18 protein-coding genes are annotated in these 17963 nt (G+C 41.4%); 5 read left to right on the forward strand and 13 right to left on the reverse strand.

The genetic code is table 11. From position 1 onward, the window contains the following. Nucleotides 1-207 precede the first annotated feature (207 nt). Nucleotides 208-867, forward strand: coding sequence for a C40 family peptidase (locus ACIQXN_RS09800; RefSeq protein WP_402965590.1), 660 nt, complete (start codon nt 208-210; stop codon nt 865-867). Nucleotides 868-927: 60 nt separating this feature from the next. Here the strand turns inward: ACIQXN_RS09800 and ACIQXN_RS09805 are convergent, their stop codons facing one another. The 3 genes from ACIQXN_RS09805 to ACIQXN_RS09815 all read right to left on the reverse strand — a co-directional run bounded on the left by ACIQXN_RS09805 (nt 928) and on the right by ACIQXN_RS09815 (nt 3530). Beyond that, nucleotides 928-1461, reverse strand: coding sequence for a DUF3221 domain-containing protein (locus ACIQXN_RS09805; RefSeq protein WP_402965593.1), 534 nt, complete (start codon nt 1459-1461; stop codon nt 928-930). A 285-nt stretch (nt 1462-1746) separates the two neighbouring features. Next, nucleotides 1747-2541 carry an SDR family NAD(P)-dependent oxidoreductase gene (locus ACIQXN_RS09810; protein ID WP_402966086.1) on the reverse strand — a complete coding sequence of 265 codons (795 nt, stop codon included), beginning with the start codon at nt 2539-2541 and terminating at the stop codon, nt 1747-1749. Continuing rightward, the gene (locus ACIQXN_RS09815) at nt 2535-3530 is read right to left on the reverse strand and encodes an MBL fold metallo-hydrolase (RefSeq protein WP_402965595.1); all 996 of its coding nucleotides are present in this window, start codon (nt 3528-3530) and stop codon (nt 2535-2537) included. The genes ACIQXN_RS09810 and ACIQXN_RS09815 overlap by 7 nt, the downstream gene beginning before the upstream one ends. Before the next feature lie 503 nt (nt 3531-4033). Between ACIQXN_RS09815 and proC the strand changes: the two genes are divergently transcribed. Beyond that, nucleotides 4034-4885, forward strand: a complete 852-nt coding sequence (gene proC, locus ACIQXN_RS09820; protein WP_402966088.1) for a pyrroline-5-carboxylate reductase — start codon at nt 4034-4036, stop codon at nt 4883-4885. Nucleotides 4886-5130: 245 nt separating this feature from the next. Here proC and ACIQXN_RS09825 read toward each other — a convergent pair whose 3' ends face one another. Next, complete coding sequence (locus ACIQXN_RS09825) at nt 5131-5562, reverse strand: VOC family protein (RefSeq protein WP_402965598.1); 432 nt, start codon at nt 5560-5562, stop codon at nt 5131-5133. 268 nt (nt 5563-5830) lie between these two features. Here ACIQXN_RS09825 and ACIQXN_RS09830 point away from each other — a divergent pair, with 268 nt between their 5' ends. Continuing rightward, entirely contained in the window at nt 5831-6385 is a 555-nt protein-coding gene (locus ACIQXN_RS09830) for a MerR family transcriptional regulator (protein WP_402965601.1), read from the forward strand. Between the two features lie 188 nt (nt 6386-6573). Here ACIQXN_RS09830 and ACIQXN_RS09835 read toward each other — a convergent pair whose 3' ends face one another. The 5 genes from ACIQXN_RS09835 to rnz form a co-directional block, all read right to left on the reverse strand. Beyond that, the gene (locus ACIQXN_RS09835; RefSeq protein ID WP_402965604.1) at nt 6574-7368 is read right to left on the reverse strand and encodes an ABC transporter ATP-binding protein; all 795 of its coding nucleotides are present in this window, start codon (nt 7366-7368) and stop codon (nt 6574-6576) included. Further along, nucleotides 7343-8374, reverse strand: a complete 1032-nt coding sequence (locus ACIQXN_RS09840) for an ABC transporter permease (protein ID WP_402965607.1) — start codon at nt 8372-8374, stop codon at nt 7343-7345. The genes ACIQXN_RS09835 and ACIQXN_RS09840 overlap by 26 nt, the downstream gene beginning before the upstream one ends. Before the next feature lie 32 nt (nt 8375-8406). Then, entirely contained in the window at nt 8407-9402 is a 996-nt protein-coding gene (locus ACIQXN_RS09845; protein ID WP_402965610.1) for an ABC transporter substrate-binding protein, read from the reverse strand. A 209-nt stretch (nt 9403-9611) separates the two neighbouring features. Next, complete coding sequence (locus ACIQXN_RS09850; protein ID WP_402965612.1) at nt 9612-10430, reverse strand: squalene/phytoene synthase family protein; 819 nt, start codon at nt 10428-10430, stop codon at nt 9612-9614. 64 nt (nt 10431-10494) lie between these two features. After that, nucleotides 10495-11427 (reverse strand): ribonuclease Z, encoded by a 933-nt coding sequence (gene rnz, locus ACIQXN_RS09855; protein WP_402965615.1) that lies wholly within the window; start codon nt 11425-11427, stop codon nt 10495-10497. Between the two features lie 221 nt (nt 11428-11648). On the opposite strand from rnz, the gene zwf reads away from it, so the two are divergent. Further along, a complete protein-coding gene (zwf, locus tag ACIQXN_RS09860) occupies nt 11649-13145 on the forward strand; it encodes a glucose-6-phosphate dehydrogenase (protein ID WP_402965618.1) in 1497 nt (498 codons plus the stop codon). A gap of 40 nt (nt 13146-13185) precedes the next feature. On the opposite strand, the gene ACIQXN_RS09865 is transcribed toward zwf, so the two are convergent. Further along, on the reverse strand, nt 13186-13341 hold the full coding sequence (locus ACIQXN_RS09865) for a hypothetical protein (protein ID WP_402965621.1): 156 nt from the start codon (nt 13339-13341) through the stop codon (nt 13186-13188). Between the two features lie 282 nt (nt 13342-13623). Here ACIQXN_RS09865 and ACIQXN_RS09870 point away from each other — a divergent pair, with 282 nt between their 5' ends. Then, on the forward strand, nt 13624-13797 hold the full coding sequence (locus ACIQXN_RS09870) for an asparagine synthase (protein ID WP_402956599.1): 174 nt from the start codon (nt 13624-13626) through the stop codon (nt 13795-13797). Nucleotides 13798-13944: 147 nt separating this feature from the next. Here the strand turns inward: ACIQXN_RS09870 and gndA are convergent, their stop codons facing one another. The 3 genes from gndA to ACIQXN_RS09885 all read right to left on the reverse strand — a co-directional run bounded on the left by gndA (nt 13945) and on the right by ACIQXN_RS09885 (nt 17942). Beyond that, nucleotides 13945-15354, reverse strand: coding sequence for an NADP-dependent phosphogluconate dehydrogenase (gene gndA, locus ACIQXN_RS09875; RefSeq protein ID WP_402965624.1), 1410 nt, complete (start codon nt 15352-15354; stop codon nt 13945-13947). A gap of 28 nt (nt 15355-15382) precedes the next feature. Beyond that, a complete protein-coding gene (locus ACIQXN_RS09880) occupies nt 15383-16639 on the reverse strand; it encodes a DNA polymerase IV (protein WP_402965627.1) in 1257 nt (418 codons plus the stop codon). Between the two features lie 181 nt (nt 16640-16820). Continuing rightward, a complete protein-coding gene (locus tag ACIQXN_RS09885) occupies nt 16821-17942 on the reverse strand; it encodes a tripeptidase T (protein WP_402966090.1) in 1122 nt (373 codons plus the stop codon). Between the last annotated feature and the right edge of the window lie 21 nt (nt 17943-17963).

A 17963-nucleotide genomic window follows, 5' to 3' on the forward strand; every position in this document is an offset into this window, starting at 1 on the left:
AATTAGTATCTGGATTATTTTATAACATTGATTACTTTTACCTTTTATCACAGGTAAACAGCGGATTACTCCCATTTTCACACCTTCGTAGTACCTATATTTTGTAATGAAATTGTAATCAAAAACTGATTAAATTGTCACAATGGTATTGTAGGATAATATTGTTAAGAAAGATAAAGAGAGAGATAGAGAGAGGAAATGAGAAACATGAAGAAATGGATTGCTTCAGCTGCTGTGGCTTCTGCATTAATGCTGAACCCGCTCCAAGCATTTGCAAATATTGGAGATCAAACCCTCAGACCCGGAATGACACATAGTGACGTTAAACAACTACAAAAACTATTAAAAACCAAAGGTTACTTCACATATACTGGTTCACCTACTACATACTACGGCTCCTATTCTACAGCTGCAGTAAAAAAGCTTCAAAAAGCTAAAGGATTGACTGCAGATGGAATCGCAGGTAGAAATACATTCAAAGCGCTTGGCGTTTACAATGTCAATAATACGAGCCTGATTAATTACGCAAAGACCTTGACAGGGTCCCCATACAAATGGGCTGGCACGACGCCAGCAGGATTTGACTGTTCGGGGTTCATCTATTATGTATTCCAAAAATCACAAGGAATTACCTTGCCACGGACAACATCCCAGCTTTATGCCAATACCGGATTAAAAGTATCTTCGCCATCTAAAGGCGATCTTGTATTCTTTGATACGTCTTCTGGAAAAACGGGTGTATCCCATGCTGGAATCTATATTGGAAACAATCAGTTCATTCATGCATCATCTTCTAAAGGAATTACCATCACCGATATGAAAAACTCGTATTGGGCTCCTAAATACCTAGGTGCAAAAACTTTATAAGGAAATCGTGTAGGCGACCAAAATAAACAGGGCAGAATCCAAAGTGATTCTGCCCTGTCCTTAATTTATATATAAGATTTCTTCAGTCGAATCGTCTACGGTCACAGTAAAGGACGAATCTAAATTGGAGCGATTCATCATCTCGATATTATATACATGCTCGGCAGGAAAATGAATGATCTCAAGAACCATGAAGCGCTGGCTCACTGCTTTGGTCACATGCTTAAGTGTAGCAGTCACAGCCTTTTGCTCCTCTAGGCTCTGTTCGTCCCTCATAACCCGTATCAACTCGGCTTCCGCTTTCGCAGGAAATGATTCTTCAACATCTCCTCTGTGCCATGGTGTAACTTTCATTCCTATCACCAAATCTGAATAGTTGAGTTTTTCCTCAGATTCATCTTGTATGTATGTATGGTGGTTCACTTTGTAATACGTGTCTTTTATTAAAATCCGCTTATCATCCAAATCCGTAATAAAGCCTTCTTCTCCCTTATCTATGGTCTGATGAGTTTTTTCCTCAGAGAAGGACTGACAGCTCCCCAAAATAATAAAAAAACACAAATAGATTAAAGGCTTTCCCAGTACCAGCTTCATAAAAATCCCTCCTATAAAATAGACGAATTCACCAATAAAAGGGTTACAAAAATTGGAATATTAATACATATATTTCACATGATAAAAAAAGGGGCTGTCCCAAAAAGGGTAGTTAAGCCTAAATTGAATAAATAAAGAGAGGCAGAAATGTTGATTTAACAACATTTCTGCCTCTTCAATTTTGCGTTATTTTACTCGAAAAAGGACTTATGAGACATCCCCCATGATTTCTTATGGATGCTCTAAGAAGTTATTCTCACTCATATAGAGAAGGCACTTAGAAATCTATTTTTTGAAAAATGCCTTTTTTCCAATGTTTTCCGTGATTTTCGGAAATAACGTATACCACTTACCCGCAATATTCATCCATCCAGGCAAGTTAATTTCCCGTTTATTTGTCAGCATAGCGGCAACGATTTTGTTTGCGACATTCTCGGGCTTAAGCATGAATTTTTGGATACTCTTAACATATGTCCCGGATTCGTCCGCTATATTAAAAAAATTCGTTTCAATCGGTCCGGGATTAACGGTAGTAACATGAATATGGTCGGCCATCAATTCCAGACGAAGAGCATTTGAATAGCCGAGCACAGCAAACTTGGTGGCAGAGTATAGTGTAGACTTAGGAGTGGCAATTTTACCTGCCTGTGAGGCAATATTGATGATGTGGCCCGCTTGTCTGCGCTTCATATCCGGAAGTACAGACTTCGTACAGGCCATCAATCCAATCACATTGACAGCAAACATCGTTTTACTTTCTTCTATGTCCGTGTCAAGGACCTCTTTAAACGTTCCGTGCCCAGCATTATTGACCAATACGTCGACGGTTCCGACCTGGGCATGGATGTCAGCAAAGACCTTTTCCACTTGCTCCGTATCGGAAACATCCAGCTTATATATATAAACGTCGACACCAAATTGGCTAATCAGGCTTTCCTTCAGCGTCTGTAATTTATCCAGACTCCTTGCCAAAAGAACAAGTCTGGCCCCATGATGTGCGGATTGAATGGCAATCTCCTTGCCGATTCCTCCGGAAGCCCCTGTAATGACAATGACTTTTCCTCGCAGTTTACTCAATATATTATCCCCTTCGAAACCGTTGTCACACTTGAATACCTAATGGCACCTGAATCCATTTCCAATACGATTTCACCCAAATCTTCTAAATAATCCAACTGACCTACCGTTTCCGAGAGTGTCAAGTCGACTTCCTGACGGTACACTTTCGGGAAAAGTTGCTGACACACTTCAAATCCCGTTAATGGCTTTTCTTGAAGCATGCTTTTCACCTGCATGGCCCGATTATGCTGACGCTCAAATCTATATCGAATCAGATCGGCCACTTTGTCCCCATCAATTTCTCCCCCATGCCCGGAGTATACCTTCGAAATCGAAAAGTCCAATAATTTTTGAAGTGAAGCATTATATTGAAGCAATGGACGTTGACGAATACCATCCATAAGCAACGGTGGTTCCATTAATGGATTAGGCGAAATTTTAGCAAGTAAGTGGTCACCTGCTATCATCACCCCATCATTTTCCCGATAAAATGATACATGACTTTGCGCATGTCCAGGAGTCTCGATTACTCGCCATCCCGGAAGTCCTGGAAGTTCGTCCCCTTCTGCTAAATGACCTTGTAGCTGCCTTTTACTAAGAAACTTGATTTCTTCCCGGTCATGGATCAATTTATGTTTCAACTCTTCCGCTACACCCATTTTCCCTGCAAAGTCAAGAAAGAAAGAATTATGGGTGTCAAGGAACTCATCACTTAAAGTCAGCCATCGCTGGTTATTTTCATGGCCATATACCGGAACTGTCATGTCGAAGAAATCGAGTGCGCCTGCATGATCTGGATGATGATGCGTCAAGATAATTTGTTCAATATCAGAAAGTTTCAGCCCTAATTCTTCAAGTCCGTACGCCAGTGCCTCTTTTGATTGTACAGTTTTAACACCCGTATCAATTAGAGTCAAGGCATCCCCTTTGATTACATATACATTTACATCGCCCACTGCAAACGACGTCGGGAGAGAAAGCTTCGCGATGTCCCCATTCCAATTCACCATGTTTATTTCCACCTTAAACATTATATTTAAATAAATTTTTACATCCATATAATTGATTTTCTATATTTTAAAAATGAATATGTAATCACTATTTTACATGTAATTCTAAACATTGTCATTATTTTCACATAATTCACGACTATTTTTTAATGGCCATGTACATATTATTATTGACAGGGTACTCATACATCCCTCATAATCACAAGTAATTAAAGACGGCATGGCTATGATTGAGGCCAAGTAAATAATTGAAGGCGTAAAGAGAGTGAAGCTCTAATTCTGCTGAAAAGCTTCACCGCCCTCTCCTTATTGAACCTACCTCATGAGCCTTCAGTAAAACTGACGTTAATCCCACGTTAGCGGATTCAAGTGCAACTTCCTTTTTATTCATTGTGGAAGTTGAACAAAGGTGGTACCACGGGAGTTAGACCTTTCGTCCTTTATTGGATGAGGGGTCTTTTTATTTTGGAGACTGTCTATTAATAGTATGTACTAAAGGAGTGATTGAAATGAAAAAAATAGCCTGTATCGGGGCTGGATCAATGGCCGAAGCGATTATTTCCGGTTTGGTCACTCAGCAAGTCATTAACCCCGCGGACATTTTTGTGACCAATAAGACAAATGATGAACGATTCACTTATCTAACAGAACAATATGGGATTACCACTACTCGATCTCTTCCAGATCTGCTAGCAGGTGCGAATATAGTGGTACTTGCAGTAAAACCGAAGGATATTTTAGCCACGATGCAATCCATTAAGGAATATATCCGTGAAGATATGCTGTTCATTTCCGTTGTAGCAGGGGTCCATACGTCAAGCCTTGAAGGAATAGCAGCCAAACCGGTCGCCATCATCAGGGCTATGCCTAATACTTCAGCAGCCGTTGGGAAGTCGGCCACCGCCATCTCGGCTAATACACATACAACGGAATCACAATTAATGACGGCAATTACACTTTTCGAAACGGTAGGCTCGGTCGCCAGAGTAGAAGAAACACAGCTTGATGCCGTAACAGGCTTATCCGGAAGCGGTCCTGCATATATTTATTACTTGGTCGAAGCTCTGGAGAAATCGGCAGAATCCATCGGTCTCGATGCCGTAACGGCAAAGCAATTGATCCTACAGACACTAACCGGTGCAGCTGAGATGCTACAGAAATCGCCAAAAACACCAGCTGTACTGCGAAAAGAAGTCACATCACCAGGCGGGACCACCGAAGCCGGCCTGAAAGCACTTCAAGCCCACCAGGTACAAGAAGCCTTCATCTCCTGTGTTCAAGAAGCCACCGCACAATCAAAGCGGATGGGTAATCAAATCAGCAAAGAGCTCGCTAAATATGTAGTCCCTCATTAACTAAAATAGGCTGTTGACTTCTCTAATGGGAGAGCTGGAAGTCAACAGCCTATTACAGGTGTGTTCCATTAAACAATCACTAAAGAAAAATCAGCGAAAGGACTGGTTAAGAGACTCATCCAATCCAAGTGTTTTTTTCAATATTCGCTAAGGTTTTCTCATAATTACTAAGAGTGTGAAGGCCATAAACCCGAAAAAATGGCGTTCAACCATTTTTATTTCAGGAAACAATGGATTGAGACTACTTACTTAATGATCAACATATCATTCTCATCGAATTCCCATTCTTCTGAATATGCTACTTCCCAATAAAAACCGTCAGGATCTGAAAAATAACCACTGTATCCTCCCCAAAATACACGTTGGGGTGCCTTTTCAATAGTTCCCCCGGCTTTTTCCGCTTTTTTGAAAATTTCATCCACTTCTTCCATTGATTTTGCATTATAGGCAAGAGTGAACCCTGAAAATCCCTTTCCTTTAGGAGAATCTTTTTCATTAATGTCATTTGCTAATTCTTCTAAAGGATACAGAGCAAGCTTTGTTCCTGCATTATTAAAGAAAACGATACCAGGATTCTCCTCACTAACCGATGTTTGAAACCCTAGCCCATCCCTATAAAACCTTAAAGAACGATTAATATCACGGACACCTAAAGATATAAGGTTTAATCTATTCATACTTAAAACCCCTTCCCGGTTATTTATAGCTAATTCGGCATGTAGCCCTTTTTTCCTTCGTCTGATTGAAGATTTTATATGCTTCACGTTACTTACAACAAATAAGAGTACCATCAATGGAAAAACGGCCGTTTCCTTTAAAATATCGACATGGCTGTGAAAACAAGGAGGAAAACCACTATCTTTGGCGAATCAGTACTTGTTTTGTCAACTGGAAAGGAATTCGTTCATTTATCTAGAAATCTACACCCAAAGGAGGGGAATCTGGATGAATACAAGCGCAGTTGCCAAGTTATTGAATGTTTCTCATAGTACCATTCAACGCTGGGTTACCCAATTGAACATGGAGGTAGAACGAAATCAACTAGGCCACTATCAGTTTTCAGATGATGATATTGATTTATTAAGAAAGGTTCAAGATCAACTGAACGAAGGCGTCGTCTTACAAAAAGTAACCATTACGGAAAAGAAAATCAGGAAAGCCTGCGTTAAACAACATACTGATCCGGAAAAAGGGCAAGATCATCTAATCGAAAGAATTTCCAGACTCGAGAAGAGCATGAAAACAAAAGCAGATGACGTTGTATCCTATCAACTTCTACAACATAGAAGTGAAATGGAAGACATGCAAAATCTGGTCAATAAACTTGAAGCCCGGATTGAAGCTTTAGAAACCGCCAATGTTCCACCAGCAGATTTCTACTTAGCTAGTGAAGAGGCCGCCGCCGCTAAAAAACCGAAGAAAAAACCCTTCATGAAAAACTTTTTTGGGAACACGAAAAAAAATGGCCATTCATCCTTGAGCACCATCGATAGCGATTAAGCGAGGATTTCCTTGCAAGCCTTATTACACGGGAGAGTTCACCATCCTCTGCATCCAAACCTGTAAGCATAGCCTTCCATACGGTGAGAATAAAGCTCTCCCGATCAGATAATCCCTTCTCATTTCGCCATAAGAAAGAGGCCATGGCTATAAGGTATCCTTACCTTGTAGCCATGGCCTCTTTCACTTTATATCAGCACAGCACGGTCATTCAGCATTTTTTCGCCTTTGATACGTTGGAATTCGTTCAAGAGCGTTTCAACAGTCAGGGCCTGTTTTTTAGGTCCTCTTGCCTCAAAAATGATCTGGCCTTTATCCATCATGATTAAAGAATTGCCAAGATCAATCGCCTGCTGCATGTTATGCGTCACCATCAATGTGGTTAACTGACTCGTTTCCACGATTTCCTTCGTCAAACTGGTTACAAGCTCTGCCCTTGATGGATCAAGGGCGGCTGTATGTTCATCAAGAAGCAGGATTTTAGGATCGGTGAAAGTCGCCATTAATAATGATAATGCCTGACGCTCCCCTCCCGATAATAAACCGACTTTTGCACTCATCCGATTCTCTAATCCCAAATGCAGCGAACTCAAGCTATCCTTAAAAAGTTCTTTCCGCCTTTTCGTCACCCCAAAACCAAATCCCCTTCGATTCGTTCTGCCATAGGCGATGGCCATATTTTCTTCGATGGTCATATGTGGGGCCGTGCCGAGCATTGGATCCTGGAAAACTCGGCCGATTCTTTTGGCACGAGCATGTTCCTCAATGGAAGAAACGTTTACGCCATCGATGATGACTTCGCCAGCATCGGGGAGGATCTTACCGGAAATCATATTCATCAATGTGGATTTCCCAGCCCCATTACTGCCGATGACCGTTACAAATTCACCTTTTGACAGCTGTAAATCAAGATTACTGAGGGCCAGCTTTTCATCGGGAGTCCCCTCATTGAAGACCTTATAGATTTGATTTAGCTGCAGCAAATTCTTCTTCCTCCTTTGACGATGACTCGATATGGCGCAATTGTAGTTCTTTAAGTCGTTTTTTCTTACGGCCTTTTTCTTTTTGTTTTTCCGAAATTTGTGGGATGACTAAAGCACCAATAACAATAAGTGCAGTTATTAACTTCACGTCACCCGTATCAAAGAATTTCACACGTAACGCCAGCGTAACAACGATGCGGTATATGATCGCTCCCCCAATGACCGCTAACGTGGCTCGTGCAATCGTTTTTGCACCAAATAACGCTTCCCCGATAATGACAGAAGCCAAACCGATAACGATGATTCCAATTCCCATCCCAATATCACTGAAACCATTATATTGGGCAACTAAGGCACCCGAAAAAGCAACAAGGGCATTACCGATGGCAAGGCCTAAGACTTTCATATTACCTGTATGTGCAGAAAAGCTCTTGACCATGGCTTCATTGTCACCAGTCGCACGTAGGGCAAGACCCACTTCCGTTTTTAAAAAGGCCGACATCCCCACTTGAATCAACACCACTACAATAAGCATGACAATTAAGATGCCCCACGTTTTTGGCAAACTATCACCGAGACCAATGGTGGAAAAAATCCCATTAAACATCTGATCCAAACCAGTATGTGACCAAGCATCCTCAATATTAGTGATAATCGTCGTTTGGGAAAGCATGGGAATATTCGATGCCCCCATGATCCGTAAGTTAATAGAAAAGAGCGCAATCATCATTAAAATACCGGCAAGTAGCGGATTGATTTTCCCTTTTGTATGCAGCAGTCCAGTCATCGTCCCCGCAACAAACCCCGCAATCATGGCGCAGAACGTGGCCATGATCGGTGAGTAACCGTTGACGATCATAATAGCCGCCACAGATGCCCCTGTCACGAAGCTGCCCTCAACGGTCATATCGGGGAAATCAAGAATTCTGAATGTTAAATAGACCCCAAGTGCCATAATCGCATAAATCATTCCAGATTCAAAAGAGTTGAATAAGGCTGTTGACATTTTTTTCTTCCTTCCCTGGAATCCCGCAAAGCTTATTTGACAAACTCAGCATTTGCTTTCCATTCTTCTTTTATTTCAATGCCCATTTCCTTTGCAGCCGTTTCATTAATAACCAATTTTAATTTTTGTGGATATTGAACCGCGATATCGCCTGGTTTTTTGTCATCTTTTAATATCTCGACCGCCTTCTCGCCTGCTTCGTAGCCTATATCATAGTAACTGAAGCCATATGCTGCGAAACCGCCTGCATTCACTGAATCAAGTTCACCAACGAATAAAGGGATATCCTGTTCATTGGCCACCGATATCACCGATTCCAACGCTGAAACCACTGTATTATCCGTAATGATATAGAGCGCATCCGCTTTTCCAATCAACGATTCTGTTGCCTGCTTGACTTCCGCAGAAGTCGAAACAGATGCTTCCACGATCTTCAATCCTGCTTTTTTTGCTTCCGCTTTCACATTTTTTATTTGGACGACTGAATTTTGTTCCCCTGTATTGTAAACCGTCCCAATCGTCTTGGCACCAAGCTCTTCGGCTAGGAACTTCATGGATTTTTCGATGGCTTCCGGATGGGAATCCGTCGTACCCGTCACGTTTCCACCTGGTTTCTCAAGGGACGAAACAAGCTCAGCCGCTACTGGGTCTGTCACGGAAGTAAAGACAATTGGAATATCTTTTGTAGCATTCACTGAACTTAAAGCACTTGGCGTCGAATTAGCAAAAATCAAATCCACTTTATCCCCTACGAAGTTATTCGCTATCGTCTGGCTATTGTTTTGATCTCCCTGGGCAATTTGAAGATCATACTTCGCTTTAATGTCACTATCCTTTAAGGCTGCCTGAAACCCTTCATATGCTTGATCTAGGGAATCATGCTGGACTAGTTGGGTCACTCCGATTTTAAAGGCATCCTTTTCACTTTCATTTCCCGTCGAGCTCTTCTCTGATTCATCCCCGCATCCTGCCAACAAAATCCCTGTAAACAAGGTGATGGCTGCAGTTGAATATAATCTTTTCTTCATAATTTTCCTCCGCTTTTCTCTTTTTTAATATTCTGTCTCTCCAACGAAGTCAACTTTTCCGCTTTTATGTACTAAATTATAATCGTTTACTGCCATTATTCCAATATATTTTTTTAATTTTTAGAATTTTATGAGTTTTTATTGTAAATACACTAAAAAAGCTGTTGTTCAAAGTTTTGCACACTTTGAACAACAGCCTTTCCCATTCTTTAATTTTCGACGACTCGATTAACAATAGTAGTTACCGTAGACCGGTCGATCTTTTCTTTACCTTCTTTTAGTGCTTTCAACGTGGCTTTTGCCAATTCTAAAGGAATCTTACAGAAATGGACAATATCCTTCGTCTCGATGCTTTCAATATACTTATCCGCTAATGCAAGATTATGTTCCGTGTGGATAAGCATCTCATTGAACCCCCATCCATCCGGATAAAAATTGACGCCGCGCTCTGCATCTTCCTCACGATTTCTCAGGATGTTGACCGTTTGAAGACCCCGTCCGAATGCAATGGCCAGATCACGATCGGTTTCCGTTCCATCGTACCATTTCCAAATGTCAGATAGCATGACCCCAACCAGACCGGCAACATAATACGTATACTCATCAAGCTCTTCTTTATCATGAATTTGCCAATCCTTCGAAACCCACTTTGCCATTCCCTCAGCCATTTCCTTTGTGGACTCGAGGACTTTAGCGGTTGCACCTGGAGGACAATAATCTATCCAATCTGAAAGAAGTAAAGTCACTTCCGGAAGAACCTCCCTGTATGGTCCAAATACAGCCTGAATGTCCTCTTTACGATAATCAGTTTTCAGTAGCTTGCTAACAGCCTGCAATAGGGCAATCTTATCCTTCGCCCCTAGATTCGGATGGTCTTCAATTTCATCAATGGCCCGCATGCAAAGGTATGCAGAACCGATGGCCTCCAGTAGTCCTGAAGGCAGGTAGCTGATAGGGATAAAAAAAGTACGGCTTGTTTTTAAAAGGAAATCCATCGCCTTATTATGTAATTTATTTTGCTCAGTCATTTTTTACCCTCCTTATATCCAATAAACAATTGAACTATTATACCAAATAATCGTAGCAATTTCCCTATTCTTGTACATATAAAGGAATTTTAATCATCAGTAAATCTTCTGCCATGATCGTATTGGCGAATATCGAACTACTTTCCTCTTTTAGCCGTTCTGCATCCTCGAGAGTATAGCGTGAACTGATATGTGTTAAAACAAGATGTTTAGCCCGTGCTTTTTTTGCGGTTTCGGCAGCTTGTATTGTGGTGGAATGGAAATAGGCCGTTGCCATTTCCGTTTCTTCTGCCGAAAAGGTAGCTTCATGGATGAGATAATCTGCTGAATCTGCCAAAATTAATGCATTGTTACACACTCTCGTATCTCCAAGAATGGTGATAATCCGGCCCTTTTGCGGTGCACTCAAGTAGTCTTTCCCATCAATGGTTCGACCATCATCAAGGCGGATCGACTCTCCATTTTTCAATGCTTTATAACTAGGGCCCGGCTGGACCCCTTCTTTACGAAGCTGATCAACAAGTAAACTTCCCGGACGATCTTTCTCCACGATTCGGTAACCGACACTATAAATGCCATGATCCAACTGCAGGGCAGTCACAGTGAACTGATTGTCTTCAAAGACCACGCCTTCCTCAATTTCAATGATTTCTAATGGATATTTCAAATGGGTGCCACTCACTTGTAAACTCGTCGTGATAAAGGCATCAATGCCTTTTGGTCCGTACACCGTTAACTTTTCTACCCCACCCTGAAAAGACCTGCTGCTTAAAAGACCAGGTAGCCCAAAGATATGATCTCCATGTAAATGTGTTATGAAAATCTTTTCGATTTTACGTGGTTTAACCGCTGTTTTTAAGATTTGGTGCTGTGTAGCTTCTCCACAATCGAAAAGCCACACTTTTCCACGTTCCTCCAATAATTGAAGAGCGATTGCCGTCACATTGCGCGCCTTTGCCGGAACACCCGCGCCCGTTCCCAATAAAACAAAATCCACATTCCTACCTCCGTTGCAAAAACTTTATATCATTACTATAGCATAACAGAGACCCTGTTTCATTTTTCAACTTTTATAAAAATTTGATTCCCTTGCAGATTTTAATGAAATTACGAAAAAATGCGCAAATAGATTGCTTTGAGGGAAAGCTAACCGTAAAATTAAGAATTGGTACATATCCAACTTCAAGACAGAATTTACGGAAAGTTGAGGGTTCTAACATGACAGAAAATAAACCTACAGCATTAATCATGATTTTTGGCGCTACAGGAGATTTAGCGAAACGAAAACTGTTTCCTTCCATATATCGACTATTTCAAAAAGAGAAAATAGACAAATTCGCCGTCGTCGGTGTCGCAAGAAGGGCATTGACCGATGAGGAGTTCCAAGCAAGTGTAAAAGAATCGATCCTGACGTTCGGGCATGCCGAAGAAAAGGTCGAGGAATTCGTTTCTCATTTTCACTATCATTCACATGATGTAACTAGTTCAGAGTCATACTTGCAGTTAAAAGAGATTGCTGAAAAGTTGGACGGTCAATATGATTTAGAAGGTAATCGTATCTTTTATTTAGCCATGGCACCGGAGTTTTTCGGAACCATTGCCGAACAGGTGAAAGCACAGGGATTGACCGATACAAACGGGTACAAACGCCTTGTCATCGAAAAGCCATTTGGTCACAGTTTTGAAACAGCAAAAATCTTGAATGAACAGATACGCACGGCTTTTGCTGAAGATGAAATCTATCGAATCGATCATTATCTGGGCAAAGAAATGGTTCAAAATATTGAAGTTATCCGTTTTTCCAATGCCCTTTTTGAGCCACTTTGGAATAACCGTTATATTTCCAATATTCAAGTGACCTCAAGTGAAACCCTGGGTGTCGAGGAACGGGGACGGTATTATGAAACAAGTGGTGCCCTTCGGGATATGGTTCAAAACCATTTATTACAAATGGTTGCCCTACTAGCAATGGAACCTCCGATTGCCTTGACAACAGAAGAAGTCCGCAGTGAAAAGGTTCGGGCTTTACGTTCACTTCGGCCAATGAAGGTGGACGAAGTGAACAAATATTTCGTCCGTGGTCAATATGGTTCAGGGAATGTAGGAGATAAGACACTCCCCGCTTACCGTGATGAATTGAATGTCAATCCCGAATCCAACACAGAAACCTATGTTGCAGGTAAATTGATGATCGATAACTTCCGATGGGCCGGCGTTCCTTTTTACATCCGTACCGGGAAAAGAATGGATGTAAAATCAACGAAAATCGTTGTTCAATTTAAGGACATTCCAATGAATCTATATTATAAAACGGAAGAAACTTTACAGCCGAACCTTCTTGTCATCCACATCCAACCTGATGAGGGTATTTCTCTCTACTTAAATGTGAAGAAATCTGGAACTACGATGAATACGAAGCCAGTTAAGTTGACGGTCTCCAACAAAGGAATCGAACATATCAATTCACCTGAAGCCTACGAAAAGCTGATATTCGATAGCATGCGTGGAGATGCTACGAACTTCACCCACTGGGACGAAGTGGCACTTTCATGGAAGTTCGTCGATACCATTTCAAATGCATGGGAAAATACAAAGGAAGCTTCCTTCCCCAATTATGAAGCGGGTTCAACAGGACCGATTGCTTCCGATGAACTTTTAGCAGAAGACAGCCATGTTTGGTGGCAAATTGAAACAGAACAAAAAAATAACCGGTAACTAATAAGAGGATGCAGTAATCTGCATCCTCTTCTCTATTTTATGAAGCACTCTTTTTGTTGATTTTCTCTCGTATAGCATGAATAAAATCCTTCGACTCTGAATTGGCTCCATAATTCAGCCAAAAAGTCACACTTGATTCAAAGGCAATAAAAAATAAAATTAGAGCTACGATCATCCAGATGAAGTGCATCATTTACCCCCACTCCTTTTCTCGCTTCACTTATACGTGTATCAATCCATTTCTTTTTATTGCAGATAGATCAACCAATCTGATAAAACAATATGGATGGTATAATATTACTACTCCATTCACAAAAAAGAAATGTACTAAGTACCCATTTATCATGAGTGGATTTAACTATATTTCCCTCTCCTTTTTATTAGGAAACCGAATGATAAAGTCATGGCATGGCAACAATAAAAATGGTGTTCTTTATCTGAATGCCACTACTAACGGATGCGGAGGGATTTTACGATGGATGTTCGTGAAGGTTTAATTCCAACAGCTTTAGGAACTGCCGTAACAGCAGCAGGTTATGCGATGAAGCAGAACCGTGGCTCAAACAAGATGGTAGCTAATACGGTCTTCGGTTTCGGTTTGGCCCATGTTGTATTAGGGGTCATCGACCTTGTTGAGCATCGACGTTAGTAGAAGAAAGGGCTATCCCAAAAAGGGTAGTTAAGCCTAATTTGAATAAATAGAGAGAGGCAGAAATGTTGATTTAACAACATTTCTGCCTCCTCAATTTTGCGTTATTTTATTCGAAAAAGGACTTATGAGACAGCCCCTTTTTTGTTATTTTTCCATCCATTCTGTATGGAACGTGCCTTCTTTGTCGATACGTTCATACGTATGGGCCCCAAAGTAATCACGTTGTGCTTGTATCAAATTCGCTGGAAGCGTTTCTGTACGATAGCTATCGAAATAAGCAAGTGCAGAAGATAGGCAAGGAACCGGGATACCGTTCATCACCGCGATAGACACCACTTCACGCAAAGCGCCTTGATAGTTTTCGACGATTCCTTGGAAATAAGGATCGAGAAGCAGGTTATTCAAGTTTGCCTCACGGTCATATGCATCTTTGATTTTTTGTAGGAACTGAGCACGGATGATGCAACCGCCACGGAATATCATGGCGATATCCCCGTATTGCAGGTTCCAGTTATTTTCTTCAGAAGCAGCCTTCATTTGAGCGAAACCTTGTGCATAAGAACAAATCTTACTCATGTACAGTGCTTTACGGATGCTTTCAATCAAGGCTTTTTTATCTCCCGTAAACTCAGGCTTAGGACCGCGCAGGATTCTGCTGGCTTCTACCCGCTCTTCTTTTATCGCAGAAATGTAGCGCGCAAAAACAGATTCCGTAATAATTGGAAGCGGTACACCAAGGTCGAGTGCACTTTGGCTAGTCCATTTACCCGTACCTTTTTGACCAGCTTTATCTAAAATGATATCAACCATCGGCTTGCCTGTTTCTTCATCATATCGTTTGAAAATATCAGCAGTGATTTCTATAAGGTAGCTATCCAACTCACCCTTATTCCAATCTGTGAATACATCATGGAATTCTTCAGCAGATAGGCCAAGTAAATTTTTCAATAGGAAATATGATTCGGAGATCAGTTGCATATCGCCATATTCAATTCCATTATGCACCATCTTCACATAATGTCCCGCACCATCTGGGCCAATATATGTACAACATGCATCGCCATCAACCTTAGCGGATATATCCTTCAAGATAGGAGCTACTAAGTCATAAGCCTCTTTTTGTCCGCTCGGCATGATGGAAGGACCAGTAAGAGCTCCCTCTTCCCCACCTGAGACACCCGTGCCGATGAAATGAATACCCAGTTCGCTTAATTCCTCATTACGGCGCTGTGTGTCCTTATAGAACGTATTTCCGCCGTCGATGACGATGTCCCCTTTTTCAAGAAGCGGCTTAAGTTGTTCAATCGTTGCGTCCGTTGCCGCACCCGCTTTAACCATCAATAGGATTTTTCTAGGCTTTTCAAGTGAATTCACGAATTCCGGAAGAGTGTATGCCGGTACTACATTTTTACCTGCCGCTTCTTCCATCATCTCATCCGTTTTTGCAGCCGAACGATTATACACGGAAATTGAATACCCTCTGCTTTCGATATTAAATGCAAGGTTCTTCCCCATTACCGCAAGTCCGATAACGCCAATTTGTTGTTTTGTCATGATTAACTTCCCTTCTTTTGGGTGTAAGCTATTTTTTACTTCTGGGTTGCTCAAAAAAATCTTTGCTGAAACTAGTATCCGTTCCAATCGAACGTTCTTTCAAAGTAAGGCCCTTTTTAATAATATTTTCTCCATACTTATTTTGCAAGTGTTCCATCGCTTCATATAAAGGTTCTTTTTCAGCGTCTTCTTGAAAGGAAAAGATATCGAGTTGTTTGAACGCCGCTTCTTTTTCAATAACATCATGGGCCGTCACACCTAGCAGACGAATGGCCTCCCCATTCCAATTTTTCAAAAACAGGTCGGTCGCCCAATTCAAAATATCCTCTTTTTCAAAGAATGGATTAGAAACCATTTTGCTTCTCGTAATGGTCCTTCTGTCTTTATAGCGAATCGTTATACCTATTTTCTGACCGAGCAAACGTTTATTCTTCAAACGTACTGCTACTTTCTCGGAAAGCTTCCCCAATACCCCAACCAGCTCTCTTTGATTGGTTGAATCATGTGGAAGGGTTGTAGAGTTTCCTATGCTTTTATGATCGAAAATGGCCTCTGGATCAACAACTCGCGTGTCCATTCCATTAGCCCTTTCCTTTAAACGGATGCCATTAATCCCTAATAACTGTTTTAGCTGATTTTCGTGAGCGTTGGCCAGGTCTCCAATTGTCTTGATACCGATTGTCTGGAGTTTTTCGGATGTTTTATTGCCAATCCCATGCATCTCACCGACCTGTAGAGGCCAGAGAATCCTCGATACATCTCTTTTCCTTAAAACGGTAATGCCCATCGGCTTTTTCATGTCGGAAGCCGTCTTAGCCAAAAATTTATTAGGTGCGATGCCTATGCTGCAGGGGAGATCCATCGTATTGTAGATACGCTCTTGAATACTTTTAGCGATTTCCAATGGGGACCCCCATTCTGCACATTCACTGATGTCCATATACCCTTCATCAATGGAAACTGGTTCAACTATTTCTGTATACTGCCGCAACACTTCAAATATCGCCAGGGATGCTTTTCGGTATCGCTCAAAATTCGGCTTTTGAATGATCAATTGGGGACAGAGCTTTTTAGCCTGCCAGATAGGCATGGTCGTTTTCACACCAAACTTTCTCGCTTCGTAACTACAGGTAACGATGATTCCCCTTCTTTCTTCAACATTACCGGCAATCGCTAGCGGCTTCCCCTTCAATGATTCATCATAGGACATTTCCACAGAGGCATAGAAACTATTCATGTCTACATGGAGAATGACCTTTCCATTTCTAGGGTACATATCCTTCATGTGACTGTCACATCCTTGCTAACTGGTACAAATCTCACGAAAGTGGGTCCGTTAAAAATTAATTAAATCTCCTATTAAGGTACCCCAATATAGCCTTGATAATCAATGAAGCATTGCTTCCATCCTAATCTAAGAAAACAGTCATCATTTTATTGATGACTGCGAAATGTTTTTCCAGTAATTACTCTCCAGCAACTTCCTGAATGATACTGATCACCATTTCAGCCAGCTTTGTCAGTTCTTCGACTGGAATTCTTTCATTGGTTGTATGAATGTCTTCATAGCCGACTGCCAGATTAACAGTAGGAATGCCAAATCCCGCTATTACGTTTGCATCACTACCGCCACCGCTTTTCACCAATTCGCATGGACGGCCGATTTTTTCTGCCGCTTTTCTTGCTACTTCGACTACATGGTCACCTGCTCCGTATTTAAAGCCTGGATACATGACGTCAATTTTCACTTCGGCCCGTCCCCCCATCTCCACGGCAGCAGTCTCGAAAGCTTCTTTCATCCTTGCTACTTGTTTTTCCATTTTTTCAGGAACCAATGATCTGGCTTCTGATAAAATTTCAACATGATCGCATACGATGTTCGTTTGTTGTCCACCTTGGAACCGGCCGATATTTGCAGTCGTTTCTTCATCAATTCGACCTAAAGGCATTCTTGAAATGGCTTTGGCAGCAATCGTAATCGCAGAAACACCTTTTTCAGGAGCCACACCAGCATGAGCGGTCTTGCCTAGAATCGTGGCAGATACCTTTGCTTGAGTAGGGGCGGCAACAACGATGTTGCCAACTTTTCCGTCGCTATCAAGGGCAAAGCCGTATTTTGCGGTGACAAGAGCACGATCAAGAGCTTTTGCTCCAACCAATCCTGATTCTTCACCAACGGTAATAATGAACTCGATAGTGCCGTGTTCAATATTCTGTTCTTTTATCACTTTAAGCGTTTCTAACATAACAGATAATCCTGCTTTGTCATCCGCCCCTAGAATAGTCGTTCCATCTGACACTATGTATCCATCTTTTATAGACGGCTTGATACCATTACCAGGTACGACCGTATCCATATGGGAGGTGAAATAAATGGTATCTACGCCTGGTTTCGTACCTTTCAACGTACAAATCAAGTTACCCGCACCGTGACCCGTAACTGACATTGTATCATCTTCAAAAACATCCACGCCAAGTGCCGTGAATTTCTCTTTTAATACTTTAGCTATTGCTGCTTCATTTTTTGTTTCTGAATCAATTTGCACCAATTCAAAGAATTCGCTAACTAACCGTTCTTCATTAATCATCATTAAAACCTCCAAAAAAGT

This window comes from Peribacillus sp. NPDC097295, assembly GCF_044761665.1.
Lineage (GTDB): Bacteria > Bacillota > Bacilli > Bacillales > DSM-1321 > Peribacillus.